The organism is Actinokineospora guangxiensis (assembly GCF_042657845.1).
Taxonomy (GTDB): domain Bacteria; phylum Actinomycetota; class Actinomycetes; order Mycobacteriales; family Pseudonocardiaceae; genus Actinokineospora; species Actinokineospora guangxiensis.
This window is the reverse complement of the sequence record NZ_JBHSKF010000011.1, coordinates 13,763-33,225: the sequence shown is the minus strand read 5'-3', so window position 1 is coordinate 33,225 and position 19,463 is coordinate 13,763. Positions and strand designations below refer to the sequence as shown.

Here is a 19,463-nt window from a genome sequence, read left to right as displayed (position 1 = left end):
CCGTGGCGATGCTGGAGGTCAACGGCGTCCGGACCCACTACCAGCTGCTGCCCGCCCGCGATCCCGGCGCGGGCGAGCCGCCGGTCGTGGTGTTCGTCCACGGCCTCGGCTACGACAGCCTCGCCAGCTTCTGGCTGACCCTGTGCCCGCCGGTGGCCGCGGCGGGCATGACCGCGCTCGCCTACGACCTGCGCGCCCACGGCCGCACCGGCCGCCCGCCCACCGGCTACCGGCTCAGCGACTTCGTTGACGACCTGCACGCGCTGCTGGACGGAGTCGGCGTGGCGGGCCAGGTGCACCTGGTGGGCAACAGCTTCGGCGGCACGCTCGCGTTCAGCTTCGCCGCCCGCCACCCGCACCGGGTCGCCAGCATCACCTCCATCGAGGCCGAGCCCGCGACCGCGTCGTGGGCGGAGAAGATGGCGCGCACGCTCGGCGGGGTGGTCGACGGGATCGCCCGGGAGGAGTACCTGGCCTGGGTGAGCGCCACCTTCGGCGCCCACCACGCCCGCCTGGCGCGCGCCGCGCACGCGCTGATCCTGGCGACGTCCATCGTCGAGGAGGTGCCGAGCGGGCCGCTGCTGACCCGGGCCGAGCTGGCCCGCGTCAGCTGCCCCGTGCTGTCCATCCTCGGCGACCAGGGCTTCCAGAGCGACGACCCGCTCGCGGTGGCGCGCCTGCTTGCCCGCTGCCGCACCGAGGTCATCGAGGGGCAGGGGCACTCGGTGCTGGTGGAGCGGCACCGCACGGTCCGGTCGATGGTGCTGGACTTCCTCGGGGCGCAGGCGCGGCGGGCGGCGGCGTGAGGGTGCTGTTTGTCGTGCCGCCGTTCGCGGGCCACGTCAACCCGCTGGTCGGGGTGGCGGCCGAGCTTGCGGCGCGCGAGCACCGGGTCGCCTGGGCAGGGGACCCCGACCTGCTCGGGACGCTGCTCCCGGCGGGCGCGGTCGTGCACCCGTGCGCGGGCCTGGACACCGCCAGGCCCGCCGGGCTGCGCGGGTTCGCGGCGCTGAAACACCTGTGGGACAGCGTCCTGGTGCCGCTGACCGAGGCGATGGCGCCCGGCGTCGACGCCGCGGTCGACGCCGAGCGGCCGGAGGTCGTCGTCGCCGACCAGCAGGCGTTCGCGGGGGCCTTCGCCGCCGCCCGCCGCGGCATCCCGCTGGCGACCTCGGCGACGACGTCCGCCGAGCTGGTCGACCCGTTGGCCGGGCTGCCCGCCGTCGCCGAGCGGGTCGCCGCCCAGCTGGCCGACCTGCGCGCCCGCTTCGGCGGCACGGGCGACCCCCGGTTCTCCGACCGGCTCATCCTCGCCTTCACCTCGGCGGACCTGGCGGGCCCGGCCGCCGCCCGCGCGGCGGTGCGGTTCGTCGGGCCCATCGCCCGCCCTCCCGAACCGCACGACTTCGACTTCGCGCGCCTGGACCCGGAGCGCCCGCTGGTCTACGTCTCCCTCGGCACCCTCAACGACGACGCCCGCTTCCTCGCCGAGTGCGCCGACGCGCTCGCCGAACGCCCACACCTGCAAGGGGTCCTGGTCGATCCCACCGGCTCGGTCGCGGCGCCGCACGTGATCAGCGCCCCGCGCCTGCCGCAGCCCGCGCTGCTCGAGCGCGCCGCCGCCGTCATCTGCCACGGCGGCCACAACACCGTCTGCGAGGCCCTGGCGCGCGGGCTGCCGCTGGTCGTCGCCCCGATCCGCGACGACCAGCCCGTCATCGCCCAGCAGGTCGTCGCCGCGGGCGCGGGCGTGCGGCTGCGCTTCGCCCACGCCACCGCCCGGCACATCGGCCGAGCGCTCGACACGGTGCTCACCGACCCCGGTTACGCGGCGTCGGCCCGTGCCGTGCGCGACTCGTTCACCGCGGCGGGCGGTGCCGCCGCGGCCGTCGACGCGCTCGAAGCCCTTGTCGCGCCGGTCGAGATTTGTCCGCCGCGACGGGTGGGATCGGGTGCGATTGTGCGCGTGGGCAACACTTTTCACCCCCCGTTGACCTGATCTTGACCCGGTCGGCGCGCGGGTGCTTTCGTCGGAGGACCGGCGGAGGGAGCGTGCCCCATGGTCGATGACTGCGTCGTCTACGAGACCACAGTGGACCATCCGAGGGAGGCCGTCTGGTCCGTGCTCGGCGATCCGACGCGCTACCCGCTGTTCTTCCGCGGCATCAGCGGCTGCGACAAGCTCGCCCCCGCCCAGTACGGTGCGGCCGCCGAGTACGCGATGCGCGCCTGCCTCGGCCCCGGCGAGGTCCTCGACCACCGGCTGCGCACAGTCATCCGCCGAACCGGCGACCAGCTCGTGCTCGCGGGCGTCCCCGACACCGGCGGCTGGGTGTCGGTCAAGCTCGCCGACGCCGGAGCGGGCCGCACCCAGATCAAGGTCGTGTTCTTCAAGCCCATGCTGCGCCACCGCCTGGGCGTCACCTGGACCGAGTCGCAGATCAGGCGCTGGGCCCGCGACGGCGTGCGCCGCCTCGGCGAGCACCTCGCGGGCGTGCCGGACCGGCTGCCCGAGCGCGACGGCAGGCGGGGCGGGCGGCTGGCCGCGCTGCGCGTGCTCGCCAAGGCCGGTGTCTTCGCGCCCACCAGGCCCGACCGCACCGCCCGCCAGGTCCGCGCCCTGACCACCTGGGGCTCCACGCTCGCGGGCGGCTACGCCGCCGCGGCGGCCCGCTCTGCCAAGCGCGCCGCTGTCGAGGACGAGCACGGCGCCGTCACCTTCCGGTCGGTGGACGAGGAAGGCAGCAGGCTCGCCCACGGCCTCGCCGGGTTCGGCGTGCGCCCGCGCGCCAAGGTCGCCGTGCTCGCCCGCAACCACCCCGCCCTGGTGCGCACCCTCGCCGCCTGCGCGAAGATCGGCGCGGACACCGTCCTGCTCAACACCGGTCTCGCCGCCGCGCAGATCGTGGACCTGCTGCGCGCGCACCGCGTCGCGTTCCTCATCGCCGACGACGAGTTCGCCCCCGTCCTCGCCCAGGTTCCCCCCGACGTGGCGATCATCGGCACCGGCGGCGACGCCGAGGACTACGACGCCACCCTGCCCGAGCTCGCCGAGGGCAGGCCCGTCTCACCGCCGCCCGCGCCGCGCAGGCCAGGCAGGCTCGTCGTGCTCACCTCCGGCACCACCGGCATGCCCAAGGGCGCCCGCAGGCCGACGCCGACCCTGCTCGACGCGGCCACCGTCCTGGCCCGCATCCCGCTGCGCGCCAACGAACGCCTCTTCGTCGCCGCCCCGGTCTTCCACAGCTGGGGCCTCACCGCGCTGCAGATCGCCATGCCGCTGCGCGCGACCGTGGTGCTGCGCAAGCGCTTCGACGCCGAGACGGCGCTGGCCGCCATCGAGGAGCACCGCTGCACGGCGCTGTTCGCGGTGCCGATCATGCTCCAGCGCATCCTCGCCCTGCCCGAGCGAGTGCGGAAGAGCTACGACACCTCCAGCCTGCGCGTCGTCGCCAGCAGCGGGTCGGCGCTGCCGCGCGCGCTCGTCACCGGGTTCATGGAGGCCTACGGGGACATCCTCTACAACTTCTACGGGTCCACAGAGGTCTCCGCCGCCACCATCGCCACCCCGCACGACCTGCGGGCCGCCCCCACCACCGCGGGCAGGCCCCCACCCGGTTCCCGCATCGCCCTGCTCGACCGCGATGGCGAGCAGGTGCCGCCGGGGGAGATCGGGCGCATCTTCGTCGGCAACGCCATGCTCTTCGACGGCTACCTGGACGGCGCGGGCGGGCAGCGCCAGGTGCGGCGCGGGCTCATGGACACCGGCGACCGGGGATACCTCGACGCCGATGGACGCCTGCACATCTGCGGCCGCGATGACGAGATGATCGTCTCTGGCGGCGAGAACGTCTTCCCGCGCCCCGTCGAGGAGGTCCTGACCGACCTGCCGCAGGTGGCCGAGGCCGCCGTGGTGGGCGTCCCGGACGCCGAGTACGGCCAGCGCCTCGCCGCCTACATCGTGGTGCGCGACGGGTGGCAGCTGGACGAGGACGGCGTCCGCGCGTACGTGCACCAGCGACTGGCCCGCTTCTGCGTGCCGCGCGACGTCGTCTTCGTCGACGAACTGCCGCGCAACCAGACCGGCAAGGTGCTCAAACGGCTGCTGGTCGACGGCGACATCGACGGTCCCGCCGATCCGGTCGCCCTTCCGCACGTCGGGTGAAGAATGGGTGGAGAAATCGCCGGAGCCGGTCTTGCGCCGTTGGTGACAACTTTTGGCGACACCTTCTTCTTGTTGGCGCATCTGCTGATCAATCCGCGCCAACCAGGCTGTTCGCAGTCATTATCGGCCACAAAGCCGATCTCCATAATGTGTGTCCGATGATAATTGGCGGGCCGATTCCGGGTCTGACGGGAAGCGTCGTTGTCACCCCGGTGACACGCTGGTAACGTCCGTCCGGCGCGGCCGAAATGCCATTCGGCCGCATTCGCTTCTCATTTGTCCACTGCTGAATGGGCGTCCCATGAGCATTCTCCGGTCTCGTTCCACGCGGCGCCGCGCGCTGCTGGCCGCCGCCGCTGTCGCGGTCGTGGCGGGCGGGGCAGGCGCGGTGTCCGGGATGGCGCCCGCGACGGCCCGGCAGGAGCGGGCCGAGGACTCGGTGCGCTGCGCCCTGCCCGACGGCGGCCAGGTCGAGACCCCGGTCGAGGTCGGGCTGTCCGTCCCGGACACGGTCACCGCGGGGACGCCGCTGGCGGCGACGCCGTCGGTCTCGGTCGTCCTCCCGGCCGCCGCGGTCGCCGCGCTGCGCGCCGGGGGAGCGACGCGGGTGTCCGGCACCGCTTCGGCGGACATCGCGCTGCGCCAAGGCGGCAAGGACACGCCCCTGCCGGCCGCAGAGGTCTCGGCCGAGGCTGCCGCGCTGCCCGCCGACGGCGACCTGACACTGGCCCTGACCGGGCCGGACGTGCTCGCCCGGCCCGTCGAGGGAACCGCCGCCCTCGTCCTCACCGGCCTGTCGGCGCGGCTGCGCGCGGGCGCGGACGGCACAGCCGACCAGGCGGTCGACTGCGCCGCCTACTCAGGCGGCGGGGAACTCGGCGGCACGACGGTGACCGCGGCCGAGCAGGCCGCTGCGGTGGAGCGGCCGGCGGCCCCGGCCGCCGGGTTGAAGGTCACCTTCGACGTGGACGCGGTCACCACCGTCGCCAAGGTCGGCGCCGACATCGCGATCAAGGGCGAGCTGGAGACGTTCCTGGACATCTTCGCCCCGCCGCCGTCGCCGGTCACCGGGACGCTGCGGCTGTCCGACGTCAAGGGCGCCTACCTCGTCGTCTTCCGGTTCATGCCGGTGGTCAACAGCATCAGCTTCGCGGAGGGCGCGGTGACCGGCACCGCGCGGGTCGACGTCTCCCAGCAGCCCTGGGTGGCCGACATCGACACCGTCTCGGACATCAGCCTGAGGCTCTACGAGGTCAAGCAGGATGGAGTCGACCTCGGTGTCGGCGGGAACTGCCGCACGGTGAGGCCGATGACGGTGGCGCTCAAGGGCGACGTCACCCTGGTCCCGGGCGCGGTGTCGGAGTTCGCCACCACAGCCGACCTGCCCGCCTTCGGCGGCTGCGGGACCGAGGAGGACCTCGACCCGCTGATCGGCGGCCTGGTGTCCGGCCCGGACAACCCGATGACCGTGCGGCTCAGGCTCAAGTGCATCGACACCAACTGCGGTTGATGCGCGTCAGGTTCTCGCCAGTGGAGGTGTGATGGGTGTCGAGGTGGCCGTCGAAGGGCTGAGCAAGTCCTTCGGCAGGCAGGCGATCTGGCGGGATGTGACGCTGACGCTGCCCGCCGGCGAGGTGAGCGTGCTGCTCGGCCCGTCCGGCACCGGCAAGTCGGTGTTCCTCAAGTGCCTGATCGGCCTGCTGCGCCCGGAACGCGGCAGCGTCGTCATCGACGGCGTCGACCTGTGCGCGTGCGCCGAGAGGGACATGTACGAGATCCGCAAGCTCTTCGGCGTGCTGTTCCAGGACGGCGCGCTGTTCGGCTCGATGAGCATCTTCGACAACGTCGCCTTCCCGCTGCGCGAGCACACCCGCAAGTCCGAGACCGAGATCCGCGAGATCGTCATGTCCAAGATGGACATGGTCGGCATGCTGGGCGCCGAGCACAAGCTCCCCGGCGAGATCTCCGGCGGCATGCGCAAGCGCGCCGGCCTGGCCCGCGCCCTGGTCCTGGACCCCCAGATCATCCTGTGCGACGAGCCGGACTCCGGCCTCGACCCCGTCCGCACGGCATACCTGAGCCAACTCCTGATCGACCTCAACGCCCAGATCGACGCCACGATCCTGATTGTCACCCACAACATCAACGTCGCCAGGACGGTCCCGGACAACCTGGGCATGCTCTTCCGCAGAGAACTGGTCATGTTCGGCCCGCGCGAACTCCTGCTCACCAGCGACGAGCCGGTGGTCGCCCAGTTCCTCAACGGCCGCCGCATCGGCCCCATCGGCATGTCCGAGGAGAAGGACTCCGCCACGATGGCCGCCGAACTGGCCCACCAGGCAGGCCGCGCAGGCACCCCCACCGGCGAGGACCTGCGCGGCATCGTCCCCCAACTCGACCCCACCCCCGGCCTGCCCACCCGCCAAGCCGTGCGCCGCAGGCGGGCCAGAGTCCTCCAGATCCTCGACACCCTCCCGGAATCCGCCCGCCACGGCATCCTGGCGGAACTGTCCCTGGAAGACTTCGAGCGCTACCAGGACTGGCGCAGACGCACCACCGGCATGGCCATGCCCACCCAGCTCCCCAGCCCCCTTCCCCACCGCCGCCCCCTCCCCCCACAGCCAGAGCCCACCGCCCCGATGCGGCAGAGCGCGGCCGCCCCACCGCCGCCCCCAGCCCGCAGACCCCGCCCATGGCGCCGAGACGGCCAAGGGCAGCGCGGATGAAGCCGATCAGGGTGCAGGCTCAGGTGCAGGTGAGCGCGACCACGGCACGGCTGGTCACGTCTGAGGTACCGCAGGGTGGGGTGCGATGCGCCGCTCAACTCGACCGCGTGGGTCCGGGCTTGCCCGTCCCCACGTGTGACCCACGCAGCGGCGCATCGCCAGGGGTCCCCGCCGAAGCGACTCCACCTCAGCGGACCCACTCCACAACCAAGCCACGGAACCACGGAACAACGGCCCGCCCAGGAGCGAGCCGATGATCACTCAAACCCGCACCACACTCACCGCAGCCACCCGCGAGTTCGGCAACATGTTCGCCATGGGCCTGGACGTCTTCCTGGGCCTCTTCCGCCGCCCCTTCCAGATCCGCGAGTTCATCCAGCAGTTCTGGTTCATAGCCAGCGTCTCCATCATGCCCGCCGCCCTGGTGGCCATCCCCTTCGGCGCGGTCCTCACCCTCCAACTCGGCTCCCTCACCGAGCAGATCGGCGCGGAGTCCTTCAACGGAGCGGCAAGCGTCCTGGCGGTCATCCAGCAAGCGAGTCCGGTCGTCACCACCCTCATCGTCGCCGGAGCGGGCGGCTCGGCCATCTGCGCCGACCTGGGCGCGCGAACCATCCGCGAGGAGATCGACGCCATGCGGGTCCTGGGCGTCGACCCCATCCACCGCCTGGTGGTCCCCCGAGTCCTGGCGGCGATGGGCGTGGCGGCCCTGCTCAACGGCATGGTCAGCGTCGTGGGCGTGGCGGGCGGCTACTTCTTCAACGTCGTCCTGCAAGGCGGCACCCCCGGCGCCTACCTCGCCAGCTTCTCCGCCCTGGCCCAGCTCCCCGACCTCTGGGTGAGCGAGATCAAGGCCCTGGTGTTCGGCTTCCTCGCCGGTCTCGTCGCCTCCTACCGCGGCCTCAACCCCAAGGGTGGCCCCAAAGGCGTCGGCGACGTCGTCAACCAGTCCGTCGTCATCACCTTCCTGCTCCTCTTCTTCGTCAACTTCGTGATCAGCGTCTTCTACCTGCAACTCGTCCCCGCGAAGGGAGCCTGACGTGACGGCGCTCAACCGCGCCCGCGCGGCCGTCGCCAGGCCGGGCAACGCCCTGGAGCGCCTCGGCGACCAGCTCGGGTTCTACCTGCGCGCGCTCGCCTGGGTGCCGTTCACCATCACCCGCTACTTCCGCGAGGTCATCCGGCTGCTGGCCGAGGTGAGCTTCGGCAGCGGCGCGCTGGCCGTCATCGGCGGGACGATCGGGGTGATGCTCGGCATCTCGGTGTTCACCGGCACCGTCGTGGGGCTCCAGGGGTTCGCCGCGCTCGACCAGATCGGCACGTCGGCCCTGGCCGGGTTTCTGTCGGCCTACTTCAACACCCGGGAGATCTCGCCGCTGGTGGCCGGGCTCGCGCTGTCCTCGACCGTCGGGTGCGGGTTCACCGCGCAGCTGGGCGCGATGCGCATCTCCGAGGAGATCGACGCGCTGGAGGTCATGGCCGTGCGGTCCATGCCCTACCTGGTCACCACGAGGATCATCGCCGGGTTCGTCGCGATCATCCCGCTGTACATCATCGGCCTGCTCACCTCCTACCTCGCCGCGCGCATGACGACGGTGTGGGTGTACGGGCAGTCCGCGGGCACCTACGACCACTACTTCTCGCTGTTCCTGCCACCCGAGGACGTCGTCTGGTCCTTCGTGAAGGTGCTGGTGTTCAGCGTCGCGATCATCCTGTCGCACTGCTTCTACGGCTACCGCGCCGCGGGCGGGCCCGCGGGCGTCGGCGTGGCGGTCGGCCGGTCCGTGCGCACCGCGATCGTCGTCACGATGGTGCTGGACTTCTTCCTCAGCCTCGCCATCTGGGGCGCGAGCACGACGGTGAAGGTGGCCGGATGAGACGGCGGGCGAGTACCAGGCGACGCAACCAGGCGCTGGGCGTGGTGTTCATCGTGCTGCTCGGCGCGCTCGGCTGGCTGACGGTGGCCATCTACAACAAGGACTTCGCCTCGACGGTCGCGGTCACGCTGCGCGCCGACCGGGCGGGCAGCCAGCTGCGGGTCAACGCCGACGTGAAGGTGCGCGGCATGGTCGTCGGCAGCGTGCGGGAGATCCGGACCCGCGGCGACGGCGTGGCCGTCGAGCTGGACCTGGACCCGGACAAGAGCGAGCTGCTGCCGGAGAACGTCACCGCGCGGCTGCTGCCCAAGACCCTGTTCGGCCAGCGCTACGTCAGCCTCGTGCTGCCCGAGACCCCCGACGGCCCGCTGCGGGAGGGGCAGACCATCGCCCAGGACACCAGCGAGCGCGCCATCGAGATCGAGAAGGCGCTGCGCGACCTGCTGCCCGTCCTGCAGGCCGTGCAGCCGCAGAAGCTGGCCAGCACGCTCGGTGCGGTCTCCCAGGCGCTGGAGGGCCGTGGCGGCACGCTCGGCGAGACGCTGAGCCTGCTGGACGACTACCTCGCCGAGATCAACCCCGAACTGCCGACGCTCAAGGAGGACATCACCAGGTTCGCCGACACCGTCGCCGTCTACGAGGATGCCGCGCCCGACATCGTCGACGCGCTCACCGGCCTCACCACGACCTCGAAGACCCTGGTGGAGCAGCGAGACCAGCTCGGCACGCTCTTCGCCACCCTCACCACCACCGCAGACGACCTCGACCGCTTCCTGCGCGGCAACCGCGACACGCTCATCGGCCTGGCGGACAGCAGCCGCCCGACGCTGGAACTGCTCGCCAGGTACTCCCCGGTGTTCCCCTGCCTGACCAAGGCGGTCGTGGGCCTCAAACCGGACCTGGAGAAGGCGTTCGGCGTCGGCACGAACGAACCGGGACTGCACGTGAAACTCCAGGTCAAGACCGACCGCGGGGCGTATCGGCCGGGCGCGGACGCGCCGAGGTACGACCGCGGCGGTGGACCGCGCTGCTACGCCGCCGGTCTCGCCGCAGGCTCCACCGCGGCGACTCCCGCCGCCTACGCCCCCGACGGTCTCGGACTGGCGAACTCGCCCGCCGAGAACGCGTTCGTCGGTGAGCTGGTGGCCGCCGCCGCCGGGGTCGCGCCCGCCGAGGTGGGCGGGTTCGGCGGACTGCTGGTCGGGCCGCTGCTGCGCGGGGCGGAGGTCGAGCTGTCGTGATCAGCATCGTCCGGCCGCTGCTCAAGTCGCTGGTCTTCGCCGTCGTCACGATCCTGGCGACGGGTCTGCTGGCCATCACCATCGCCAACAAGGGCAGCGGCGACACCGCCGCCTACCTGGCCCGGTTCACCGACGTCACCTCGCTCAACCCCGGCGACGACGTGCGCATGTCCGGTGTGCGCATCGGCCAGGTGGAGAGCGTCGCCGTCGCCGAGGACACCGGCGCGGACGGCGCGGTGGCCGAAGTCGAGTTCACCGTCGACCGACGCTGGCCACTGGCCGCCCAGGTCACCGCCACCGTCAAGTTCCGCAACCTGATCGGCCAGCGCTACATCAGCCTCGACCAGGGACCGGCGGCCGCCGGCGGCGGCACCCTCGCCGAGGGCGCCACCATCCCGCTCGACCGCACCCGCCCCGCCCTCGACCTGACCGCGATGTTCAACGGGTTCAAACCGCTGTTCCAGGCGCTGGACGCCGAGCAGGTCAACAAGCTGTCGCTGGAGATCGTGCGGGTTCTGCAGGGCGAGGGCGGCACCGTCGACAGCCTCGTCGGCCACATCGGCTCGCTGACCACGACGCTGGCCAAGAAGGATGAGGTCATCGGCCGGGTGATCACCAATCTCACCACCGTCATCGGCCGGGTCGACGAACGCGGCGACGAGCTGTCCGAGCTGGTGCTGACCACCCAGCAGCTGGTCTCCGGACTGGCCGAGGACGCGGGCCCCATCGGGGAGGCCATCGACGGCCTGGCCGAGCTGACCACCGCCACCGCCGGGCTGCTCGCCGACGGCCGCGAGCCGCTGCGCCGCGACATCGACGCCCTCGGCGCGCTGTCCAAGACCCTCGCCGACAACACCCCGGCCTTCGAGGCGTTCCTGAGGAACCTGCCGGTCAAGTACGAGACCATCGGCCGCACCGCCTCCTACGGCTCGTGGCTGAACCTCTACCTCTGCTCGGTCGACACCGACGTCCCCCCGGCTCCCGGCCAGACCCCCGGCGACATCGGCCTGCCGGTCACCGATGCGAGGTGCCGCCCGTGAAGCCCTTCCGCGAACGCGACACCGTCAAGGTCGGCCTGGTCGGCGCCGCCATCATGGCCGTCATCGGCCTGCTGGTGTTCACCTGGGAGTCCCTGCCGGTGGTCGGCGGCACGACCTACGTCGCGCACTTCACGGAGGCGGCGGGCCTCAGCCCCGACGACGAGGTGCGCGTGGCCGGCGTCAAGGTCGGCGAGGTCACCGGTGTCGAGCTGGAGAACAGCTACGTCAAGGTGTCCTTCCGCTCCCGGGGCGTGTGGCTGGGCGACCGCACCGTCGCCGCCGTCCGCATCAAGACTCTGCTCGGGCAGAAGATGCTCGCCCTGGAACCGGCGGGCGGCGCGGACCTCGACCCGGACACCCCGATCCCGCTGGAGCGCACGATCACCGCCTACGACGTGATCGACGCCTTCAGCGACCTGTCCAAGACCGTCGAGGACATCGACGCCGAGTCCCTGGCCACCAGCTTCGACACCCTCGCCCAGACCTTCTCGGCCACCACCCCCGACGAGGTGCGCACCGCGCTGGAGGGCATGTCGGCCCTCTCCCGCACGGTCGCCTCCCGCGACGAGGAGCTGCGCACGCTGCTGGAGCACTCCGCCGGCGTCGGCAAGATCCTCGCCGACCGCACCGAGCAGTTCACCGCGCTGCTGGACGACGGCGCGGTCCTGCTGCGCGAGTTCGCCGACCGGCGCGAGGCCATCGGCGCGCTGCTGCGCGGCACCCGCGACCTCTCCGCGCAGCTGAAGGCGCTGATCGGCGAGAACCAGGCGCGGATCGGCCCGGCGCTGAGCCAGCTCGACCGGGTGGCCGGGGTGCTCCAGCGCAATCAGGCCAACCTGGACAAGGCGCTCAAGCTGGCCGGGCCGTTCTACCGGCTGGTCGGCAACGCGGTCGGCAACGGCCGCTGGATCGACACCTACATCTGCGGCCTGATCCCGGCCGCCGACGGCGTGGCGGGCTGCGTCCCGCCGAGGCGGTGAGGGCCATGACGAAGAAGACCAGGGGCGGGAACAGGGTCACGACGGCCCGGTGGCCGCGGCGGGGAGCGCTGCTGGCGGTGATCGCGCTCGTGCTCGGCGCGGGCGGCTGGGCGGTCGTCGGGCACGGGGCGGTCAAGAAGGTGACGGCCTACTTCGCCGCGGCGGTCGGCCTCTACCCCGGCTCGGACGTGCGGGTGCTGGGCGTGGCCGTCGGCGTGGTCGACACCGTGACCCCGCAGGGCGCCTCGGTGTTGGTGGAGATGACCGTCGACGCCGACGCGCCGATCCCCGGCGACGCCAACGCCCTCGTCGTCACCCCCAGCCTCGTCTCCGACCGATACGTGCAGCTGGCTCCCGTGTGGACGGCGGGGGAGAAGATCCCCGACGGCGCGGTCATCCCGGTGGCGCGCACCCAGGTCCCGGTCGAGCTGGACGAGCTGTTCTCCAGCCTGGACCGGCTGACCACCGCCCTCGGCCCGGACGGGGCCAACGCCGACGGCGCGCTGTCGGAGCTGCTGAGGACCGGCGCGCAGTACCTGGGCGGCAACGGCGCGGCCACCGGCCAGACCATCCGCGACCTCGGCGACCTGGCCCGCACGCTCAACGGCTCCCAGGACGACCTGTTCGCCACCATCGACGGCCTGCAGAAGTTCACCACCATGCTGGCCAAGAACGACGACCAGGTCCGCCAGGTCAACGAGCAGCTGGCCACCGTCACCCGGTTCCTGGCCGAGGAGCGCTCCACCTTCGACCAGGCGCTCGGCGAGCTGGCCGAGGCGCTCTCGGCCGTCGAGGTGTTCATCAGGGACAACCGCGCCCTGCTCAAGTCCACCGTGGAGAAGCTGACCGGGGTCACCCAGGTCCTCGTCGACCAGCGCGCCTCGCTGGCCGAGTCGCTCGACGCCGTGCCCAACGCGCTGACCAACCTGCTCGGCGCCTACGACCCCCGCACCCGCACCATCGACGGCCGCGCCAACCTCACCGAGTACACGGTGCTGCCGCTGCCCGCCACCAACGACCCGGGAGGCCGCTGATGCGCGCCGCGCGGCTGAGCGCCGCCGTCCTCGCCTGCCTGAGCGCGGCGGGCTGCGGTTCCGGCCTCTACGACGTCGACCTGCCCGGCGGCGCCGACCTCGGCGACCACCCGTACCAGGTCACCGCCCACTTCCGCGACGTCCTCGACCTGGTGCCCCAGTCCGCGGTCAAGGTCGAGGACGTCGCCGTGGGCAGGGTCGAGGCGATCACCCTGGCCGCCGACGGGCGCACCGCCGTGGTCACCCTGTCGGTCAACGGCTCGATCCGGCTGGCGGGCAACGCCTTCGCCCGGCTGCGCCAGTCCAGCGTCCTCGGCGAGAAGTTCGTGGAACTGGACGACCCCGACGACGCCGCCCGCGTCGGCACCCTCGGCGACGGCGCGGTCATCCCGGTCGAGCGCACCAACCGCAACCCCGAGATCGAAGAGGTCTTCGGCGCGCTGTCGCTGCTGCTCAACGGCGGCGGCATCGGGCAGCTGCAGCTCATCACCAAGGAGCTGAACAACGCGCTGTCCGGGCGCGGCGCGGACATCAAGTCGCTGCTGAAGAACCTGGACACCTTCGCCGGGGCGCTCGACGGGCACCGCGGCGAGATCGTCCGCGCCATCGAGGGCATGGACCGCCTCGCCGCCGACCTCGGCCCGCGCGGCGACCAGATCACCGCGCTGCTGGAAGGCCTCGGCCCCGGAATCGAGGTGCTGGCCTCGCAGCGCGAGCAGTTCACGACGATGCTGACGTCGCTCGACAAGCTCTCCGGGGTCGCCGTGGACGTCGTCCAGCGGTCCAAGGACGACATCGTCGCCGGCCTGCGCGCGCTGGAGCCGACGCTGCGCGAGCTGAACAAGGCGGGCGCGCAGCTGCCGCAGGCGATGGACCTGCTGTTCACCTTCCCCTTCTCCGACAAGGCGATGACGGCCGTGCGCGGTGACTACATCAACAGCTACCTGACGTTCAGCGCCAGGTCGAAACCGGTGGGCGGGGCCGCGCTGCCGCTGCCGCCGGTGGACGGGGGCGAGGGCTGATGCTGACCAGGCGGGTCCGCGTCCAAGTGGTGGCGTTCGTCCTGATCGCGCTGGTCGGGGTGACCTACGTCGGCGCCCGGTACGTGGGCCTCGACCGCCTCTTCGGCGGCGCCGGGTACACCGTGCACCTGCGGCTGGCGCACTCCGGCGGCCTCTTCACCAACGCCGAGGTGACCTACCGCGGCGTCGCCGTCGGCCGGGTGGGGGAGCTGACCCTGCTCGGCGACGGCATCGAGGTCGCCCTGCTGATCGACCCGGCTGCGCCCGCCATCCCGGCGGAGGTGCGGGCCGTGGTGGCGAACCGCTCGGCCGTCGGCGAGCAGTACGTCGACCTGCGGCCCACCCGCGACGGCGAGCCGTACCTGGCCGAGGGGACGATCATCTCCCAGGACCGCAGCGCCCTGCCGCTGCCCACCGAGACCGTCCTGCGCAACCTGGACCGGCTGGTGGAGTCCGTGCCGCGCGAGGAGCTGCGCACGGTCGTCGACGAGCTGTACCTGGCCACCGAGGGCGCGGGGCCCGCGCTGCAGGCGCTGCTGGACTCCTCGGCGGAGTTCACCGAGCTGGCCACGGAGTACCTGCCGCAGACCACCACCCTGATCACCGACGCGGGCACCGTGCTGACCACGCAGGTGGAGACCTCGGCGTCGATCAAGGCCTTCGCCGAGGGCAGCAAGCTCATCGCCGAGCAGCTGGTCAAGTCCGACGGCGATCTTCGGACCATCCTGCGGCACGCGCCCGGGGCCGCCGGGCAGGTCAGCGCCCTGCTCGCCGAGACGGGTCCGGATCTGGGCATCGTCCTGGCGAACCTGCTGACGACGTCGAACGTGCTGGTGACCAGGACAGCGGGGATGGAGCAGCTGCTGGTCGTCACCCCCCAAGCCGTGGCCGCCGCGCGTGACGTCATCCGGCCGGACGGGGCGCACTTCGGCCTGGTGACCACGTTCTTCACCCCGCTGCCGTGCACCGCGGGCTACGGCGGCACCCGCTACCGCAACGGCCTGGACATCACGGGCGCGCCGCTGAACACCGCGGCACGGTGCGGCCAGGCGCCGAGCCGCGGCAACGTCCGCGGCTCCCAGAACGCCCCCAGTGGCGGCGTCCCGCCCGTGGTGAAGCCCGCGCCCTACAGCTCGACCGTGCCGCAGAACCGCCCAGCACCGGCCGAAGTGGAGGGAAACCGATGAGTCGATTCCGGGTACTGGCCGCCGCGGTGTTCGCGGTGTCACTGGCTTTCGCGCTCTACGCCGGCGTGCGCATGTGGGCTTCCGCGCCCGACGAGACGGCCTCCTCGCGCGAGGAAGCCCTGCGCAGCGCGAGATCGGCCGTGGAGACCTTCAACACGCTGGACCACCGCTCGGTGGACGCGGGCCTGGACCGCTGGCAGGCCACGGCGACCGGCCCCCTGGCCGAGGAGCTGGCAGACAGCCGCGACTCCAGCCGCGCCCGGATCGTGGAGGCCCGCACGGTGACCTCCGGCGTGGTGGTGGACGCGGCGGTGACAGACCTGGACCCGGCGGCGGGGACGGCGTCGGTCATCGCCTCGGTGGAGGTCACCGTGACCCCGGAGTCCGGAGCCGCCGCGACGAAACGCGTCCGCTTTGCGGCCACGGTGACCCGCACGGACCAGGGCTGGCTCCTCAGCGGCATCACCCAGGTCCCCACGAGCCCGGTGTAGGAGGCAATCCATGCGGAGCACACGAACCCCGGCGCGCAGGCGCCCCGCGGTGGCGGGCATCCGCCGCCCAGCAGGCCGCCCGAGCACCGGTCCGCAGGCCGACACCCGCCCGGCTGACGATCCCGCTACCGCCGATGCCGACGCACCCGACGAGCCGGTCGTCGCCGAGGCGGCCGACGAGGTGGCGACCCCGAGCCGGCGCGCGCTGGTCGCTCCGGTGGCACTGCTGCTGGCCGCCGCCCTCCTGGTCGCGGGCGGAGTGTGGGCGCTGGCCCGGGCCGAGGCCGCGGGGCAGGCGAACACCGCCTTGGTGGACGCGGGCGGGACAGCCGAGGTGACCCGCCAGGTCCGCGAAGGCCTGGAGCAGATCTTCAGCTACCGCCACGACGCCACCGCCGCCACGGAGAACGCTGCCCGAACAGTCCTGACCGGCCCCGCCCGCGACCAGTACGAGCGCCTGTTCCACCAAGTCCGCGAACAGGCCCCGGCCCAGCGACTGACCCTGACCACGAAGGTCGTCAGCTCCGGCGTGGTCACCCTGCGCGGCGACGAGGCCGTCCTGCTGGTCTTCCTCGACCAGAGCGCCGTCCGCGGCGACAGCGGCGAGGCCACCGCGGCCGGAGCCCAGCTGTCGGTCACCGCGACCAGGGTCGACGGACGCTGGCTGATCAGCGAACTCGTTCCCAGGTAGCGGCATCCCGCGGCGTCCCGCGCAGCGCGCGTTCGGCCCGCAGGGCCACCTCGATGTCGAACCGACGATCCGGATCGGCGAGCCCGTCGCCGAACAGCCGCTCAAGCTGCCGAAGCCGATAGCGCACCGTCTGCGGGTGGATCGACAGCAGAGCGGCGATCTCCGGAGCGCTGCGGCGAGTCTCCAGCCACACCAGCAGCGTCTCCCCGAGCTTGTCCCGCTGCTTCCCGGTCAGCGCGGACAGGGGAGCCAGCACCCGAGCCCCGATCTCGCGGACCAGGAACGGATCGTTCAGCAGCCACAGCACGGACATGCTGCGGTCGAACCACGTCGGCGACTGGTCCCGCAGGGCGCCGTCCAGAACCAGGGACAAGGTGCGGCGCGCCCACCGCAGGGACTGGGCGCATTCGGTGACGGGGACGGCGGGCCCGACGGCGCAGATCCAGCCGGGCAGTTCCGCGGCGAGGTCGCCGACATCCGGCCCGGCCACCACCAGGCACGGTTCAGCGGATTCCAGGTCGACCAGATAGCGCGGGTCCACAGCCGCGACCGGGGGCTCGGCATCGTCGCGCTGGCGGACCGCGACGGCGCGGACGCGGTCCGGCAGGGGCCAGCGGGCGGCCTCGGACAGGTGGGCGAGCGGCCGGCCGGAGCCGGGGGAGACCAGCGCCTGGAGGAGCTGGCGGCGGCGGCGCTCCAGCGCGCCGACCTCGCGGGCGCGGGCCGAGGCGTGGCCTTCGACCGACAGGGCCGACAGTTCGTCGATGTAGGCGAAGATCGCTTCGGCGAGCAGGCACAGGGCCGCGCTGGACACGCCCGCCTGCTCGCCCGCCGCCGCTATGCGCCGCCACGCCACCCGCGCGCCGATGCGGTATGCGGTCTGGAGCACGTCCAGGATCGGGCCGTCGTAGATCTGCTGGCTGCCCATCTCCCGGAACAGGCGCAGCCGTTCGTCGCCTGCCGCGCCGGGGTCCTCCAGGCGGTCGAGGAACTGGGTCAGGGCCTGGTGGATGCCCTCGGTCACCGCGCGGCCGACGACACCGTCGGGATTGCGGGCGAGCGCCGGGATGGCCAGGTGCAGTTCGCCGCGGATCTCGGCGACCAGGCGCGGCATGCCGGGGCGCAGCAGCGGGGCCAGTTCGCGCGGCAGCAGCGACCACAGGTCCGCGCGCCCGCCCGGCGACGGACGCCGCGGCGCCAGCAGGGAGTCGAAGGCGATGCGCAGTGGGAAAGCGGGTACATCTCCCGGTTCGCCCGGTGCAGGTGCCACCATGCCACTCCGATTCCGGCCGCCGGACGGACGAGACCGCCCGCGCGGATCAGCACTGTAGCGCGGGACGGCCTGCCGGTGGTGGCGCGCAACGGGATTCACTCGGCAAGCGGCCGGGAGTTGTCAGCGGGGACAAGACTCCTCGCGGCGTCGCGCACCTCGGCTCACGCCGATGCCCTCGGCCTGCCTCTCTCGTCGCCTTCGGACGTCCACAGAAGACGGTGAGCGCGCAGGGCGATCTCCAGGTCGAGGCGGGAGTCCGGGTCGGTCAGCTGGTCGCCGAAGAGCTTCTCGACCTGGCGCATGCGATAGCGGACCGTCTGGGGGTGGATGCGCAGGCGCTCGGCGATCTCCGGGGCGCTGCCCCGGCTCTCCAGCCACGCCAGCAGTGTCTCCGCGGTGCGCGCCCGCTGCTTGACCGTCAGGTCGGCCAGCGGGGCCAGCGTGCGGTTGAGCAGTTCGCGCACCAGGAACTCGTCGGCCAGCAGCCACAGCGTCGACAGGTGGTCGCGGCACCAGGTGACCGGGCCGTCGCCGATGATGTCGCGGCGCACGAGGTTCATCGCCCGGCGGGCCCAGCGCAGCGAGGTCGCCGCGTCGCGCAGGCCCACCACCGGGCCGACGCACGCGCGCCTGCCGCCCAGGTTCTCGCGCACGGCCCGCATCTGGCGCAGCGGGTCGGGCAGGACCAGGCACGGCAGGTCGCCGTCGAAGTCGGCCAGCACGTCCTCGGGCAGGCCCGCGGTGCTCAGGTGGTCGTGCTCACCGTCCCCGGCCTGCTCGACCACCACGACGACCACTGTCTCCGGAACCCGCCAGCGCGCGGTCGCAGCGAGCTTGGTGATGGAGTTCGGGGAGGCGGGCGGATCGCTGAGCAGCAGCTCCACCAGCCTGCGCCTGCACCGCTCGATCATTCCGGCCGACTGGGCCTGCGCGGCGGTGTAGCCCTCGATCGACAGCTTCGAGATCTCGTCGACGTAGGCGAAGATCGCCTCGGCGGCCACCGTCAGCGTCGCCGTGGGCAGCTTCTGCGCCTGGCCCCAGGCCGCCAGGTGCCGCCACGCCACCCGGCCGCCGACGCGGTAGGCGGTCTGCAGGCTGTCGAGGCTGCGGCCCTCGCTGAACTCCACCCTGCCGAGTTGGCGGAACACGTTGGCCCAGTTCTCATCCGGGGTGCCGCCGACGCCGATGGTGTCCATGATCCGCATGATCGCCTGTTCGACGCCCGCCACCATGATCGCGCCGAAGTGGCCCTCCAGGGGCTGCGCGTACGGGGGCACGGCGCGCTGGATCTCCCTGATCATCTCCTGTGAGAGCTGACCGACCATCGGCCGGAAGCGGGCGCCGAGGTCGCGCGGCAGCGACGCCCAGAGCGCCGTCGCCTGGTCGTCCTGCCTGCCGGAGCGCGGTCGCGGCGCGGAGACCGCGGGCACCCGCCCCGCGCCGGGTCGGGCCGGGGGCCTGCTGCCCACGTGAATCGCCATATCGTCCCCTTTGTCGCTGGCGCTCGCTCGGCGCGCATTTCTTCCCGGCGCACCCCGTCGTTGACCGTCGCTATTTGTGGCGACGACCATAAGTTCGGCTGACCCGGCATGTCAAATGTCGGTCTCGCCGACGGTGGAGGACACCCGATCGGGTGATGCTTTGGTGGGGTGAACTGAATGATAGCGCCGAAGCGCCGCGAGGATTTTGAGCATTGATGACAACCTCGACCCCGGTCGTGCCTGCCGCGGCGGGCG

Annotated in this window: 17 protein-coding genes; 15 read left to right on the top strand and 2 right to left on the bottom strand. The window is 72.5% G+C overall.

The window, feature by feature from the left end; genetic code table 11:
- Nucleotides 1-8: 8 nt before the first annotated feature.
- From ACFPM7_RS20375 to ACFPM7_RS20305, 15 genes are all read left to right on the top strand, one after another.
- Entirely contained in the window at nt 9-806 is a 798-nt protein-coding gene (locus ACFPM7_RS20375; protein WP_378249445.1) for an alpha/beta fold hydrolase, read from the top strand.
- Nucleotides 803-1,999: a glycosyltransferase gene (locus ACFPM7_RS20370; RefSeq protein WP_378249260.1), complete on the top strand. Its 1,197-nt coding sequence runs from the start codon at nt 803-805 to the stop codon at nt 1,997-1,999. The genes ACFPM7_RS20375 and ACFPM7_RS20370 overlap by 4 nt, the downstream gene beginning before the upstream one ends.
- 60 nt (nt 2,000-2,059) lie before the next feature.
- Nucleotides 2,060-4,165 (top strand): AMP-binding protein, encoded by a 2,106-nt coding sequence (locus ACFPM7_RS20365; protein ID WP_378249259.1) that lies wholly within the window; start codon nt 2,060-2,062, stop codon nt 4,163-4,165.
- Nucleotides 4,166-4,466: 301 nt separating this feature from the next.
- Entirely contained in the window at nt 4,467-5,675 is a 1,209-nt protein-coding gene (locus tag ACFPM7_RS20360; RefSeq protein WP_378249258.1) for a DUF6801 domain-containing protein, read from the top strand.
- A gap of 31 nt (nt 5,676-5,706) precedes the next feature.
- Nucleotides 5,707-6,891, top strand: coding sequence for an ABC transporter ATP-binding protein (locus ACFPM7_RS20355; protein ID WP_378249257.1), 1,185 nt, complete (start codon nt 5,707-5,709; stop codon nt 6,889-6,891).
- Nucleotides 6,892-7,144: 253 nt separating this feature from the next.
- Entirely contained in the window at nt 7,145-7,930 is a 786-nt protein-coding gene (locus ACFPM7_RS20350; protein WP_378249256.1) for an MlaE family ABC transporter permease, read from the top strand.
- 1 nt (nt 7,931) lies between these two features.
- Entirely contained in the window at nt 7,932-8,768 is an 837-nt protein-coding gene (locus ACFPM7_RS20345) for an MlaE family ABC transporter permease (protein WP_378249255.1), read from the top strand.
- A complete protein-coding gene (locus ACFPM7_RS20340) occupies nt 8,765-10,009 on the top strand; it encodes an MCE family protein (protein ID WP_378249254.1) in 1,245 nt (414 codons plus the stop codon). The genes ACFPM7_RS20345 and ACFPM7_RS20340 overlap by 4 nt, the downstream gene beginning before the upstream one ends.
- Nucleotides 10,006-11,049 (top strand): MCE family protein, encoded by a 1,044-nt coding sequence (locus ACFPM7_RS20335; RefSeq protein WP_378249253.1) that lies wholly within the window; start codon nt 10,006-10,008, stop codon nt 11,047-11,049. Before ACFPM7_RS20340 ends, ACFPM7_RS20335 begins: the two co-directional genes overlap by 4 nt.
- Entirely contained in the window at nt 11,046-12,029 is a 984-nt protein-coding gene (locus ACFPM7_RS20330) for an MCE family protein (protein WP_378249252.1), read from the top strand. The genes ACFPM7_RS20335 and ACFPM7_RS20330 overlap by 4 nt, the downstream gene beginning before the upstream one ends.
- Before the next feature lie 5 nt (nt 12,030-12,034).
- Entirely contained in the window at nt 12,035-13,063 is a 1,029-nt protein-coding gene (locus ACFPM7_RS20325; protein ID WP_378249251.1) for an MCE family protein, read from the top strand.
- Nucleotides 13,063-14,085: an MCE family protein gene (locus tag ACFPM7_RS20320; protein WP_378249250.1), complete on the top strand. Its 1,023-nt coding sequence runs from the start codon at nt 13,063-13,065 to the stop codon at nt 14,083-14,085. The genes ACFPM7_RS20325 and ACFPM7_RS20320 overlap by 1 nt, the downstream gene beginning before the upstream one ends.
- Nucleotides 14,085-15,272, top strand: a complete 1,188-nt coding sequence (locus ACFPM7_RS20315) for an MCE family protein (protein WP_378249249.1) — start codon at nt 14,085-14,087, stop codon at nt 15,270-15,272. The genes ACFPM7_RS20320 and ACFPM7_RS20315 overlap by 1 nt, the downstream gene beginning before the upstream one ends.
- Complete coding sequence (locus ACFPM7_RS20310) at nt 15,269-15,763, top strand: hypothetical protein (protein WP_378249248.1); 495 nt, start codon at nt 15,269-15,271, stop codon at nt 15,761-15,763. The genes ACFPM7_RS20315 and ACFPM7_RS20310 overlap by 4 nt, the downstream gene beginning before the upstream one ends.
- 10 nt (nt 15,764-15,773) lie before the next feature.
- Complete coding sequence (locus ACFPM7_RS20305; RefSeq protein ID WP_378249247.1) at nt 15,774-16,454, top strand: hypothetical protein; 681 nt, start codon at nt 15,774-15,776, stop codon at nt 16,452-16,454.
- Here the strand turns inward: ACFPM7_RS20305 and ACFPM7_RS20300 are convergent.
- Nucleotides 16,432-17,724 carry an RsbRD N-terminal domain-containing protein gene (locus ACFPM7_RS20300; RefSeq protein WP_378249246.1) on the bottom strand — a complete coding sequence of 431 codons (1,293 nt, stop codon included), beginning with the start codon at nt 17,722-17,724 and terminating at the stop codon, nt 16,432-16,434. The two genes, ACFPM7_RS20305 and ACFPM7_RS20300, sit on opposite strands and share 23 nt — an antisense overlap.
- 164 nt (nt 17,725-17,888) lie before the next feature.
- Nucleotides 17,889-19,208 (bottom strand): RsbRD N-terminal domain-containing protein, encoded by a 1,320-nt coding sequence (locus ACFPM7_RS20295; protein ID WP_378249245.1) that lies wholly within the window; start codon nt 19,206-19,208, stop codon nt 17,889-17,891.
- Nucleotides 19,209-19,463 lie beyond the last annotated feature (255 nt).

What these genes read in the sequence shown, in the direction of transcription:
- ACFPM7_RS20375 (WP_378249445.1), top strand. Translation starts at nt 9, where the DNA reads ATGCTGGAGGTCAACGGCGTCCGGACCCACTACCAGCTGCTGCCCGCC.
- ACFPM7_RS20365 (WP_378249259.1), top strand. Translation starts at nt 2,060, where the DNA reads ATGGTCGATGACTGCGTCGTCTACGAGACCACAGTGGACCATCCGAGG.
- ACFPM7_RS20360 (WP_378249258.1), top strand. Translation starts at nt 4,467, where the DNA reads ATGAGCATTCTCCGGTCTCGTTCCACGCGGCGCCGCGCGCTGCTGGCC.
- ACFPM7_RS20355 (WP_378249257.1), top strand. Translation starts at nt 5,707, where the DNA reads ATGGGTGTCGAGGTGGCCGTCGAAGGGCTGAGCAAGTCCTTCGGCAGG.
- ACFPM7_RS20350 (WP_378249256.1), top strand. Translation starts at nt 7,145, where the DNA reads ATGATCACTCAAACCCGCACCACACTCACCGCAGCCACCCGCGAGTTC.
- ACFPM7_RS20340 (WP_378249254.1), top strand. Translation starts at nt 8,765, where the DNA reads ATGAGACGGCGGGCGAGTACCAGGCGACGCAACCAGGCGCTGGGCGTG.
- ACFPM7_RS20325 (WP_378249251.1), top strand. Translation starts at nt 12,035, where the DNA reads ATGACGAAGAAGACCAGGGGCGGGAACAGGGTCACGACGGCCCGGTGG.
- ACFPM7_RS20320 (WP_378249250.1), top strand. Translation starts at nt 13,063, where the DNA reads ATGCGCGCCGCGCGGCTGAGCGCCGCCGTCCTCGCCTGCCTGAGCGCG.
- ACFPM7_RS20315 (WP_378249249.1), top strand. Translation starts at nt 14,085, where the DNA reads ATGCTGACCAGGCGGGTCCGCGTCCAAGTGGTGGCGTTCGTCCTGATC.
- ACFPM7_RS20310 (WP_378249248.1), top strand. Translation starts at nt 15,269, where the DNA reads ATGAGTCGATTCCGGGTACTGGCCGCCGCGGTGTTCGCGGTGTCACTG.
- ACFPM7_RS20305 (WP_378249247.1), top strand. Translation starts at nt 15,774, where the DNA reads ATGCGGAGCACACGAACCCCGGCGCGCAGGCGCCCCGCGGTGGCGGGC.
- ACFPM7_RS20295 (WP_378249245.1), bottom strand. Translation starts at nt 19,208, where the DNA reads ATGGCGATTCACGTGGGCAGCAGGCCCCCGGCCCGACCCGGCGCGGGG.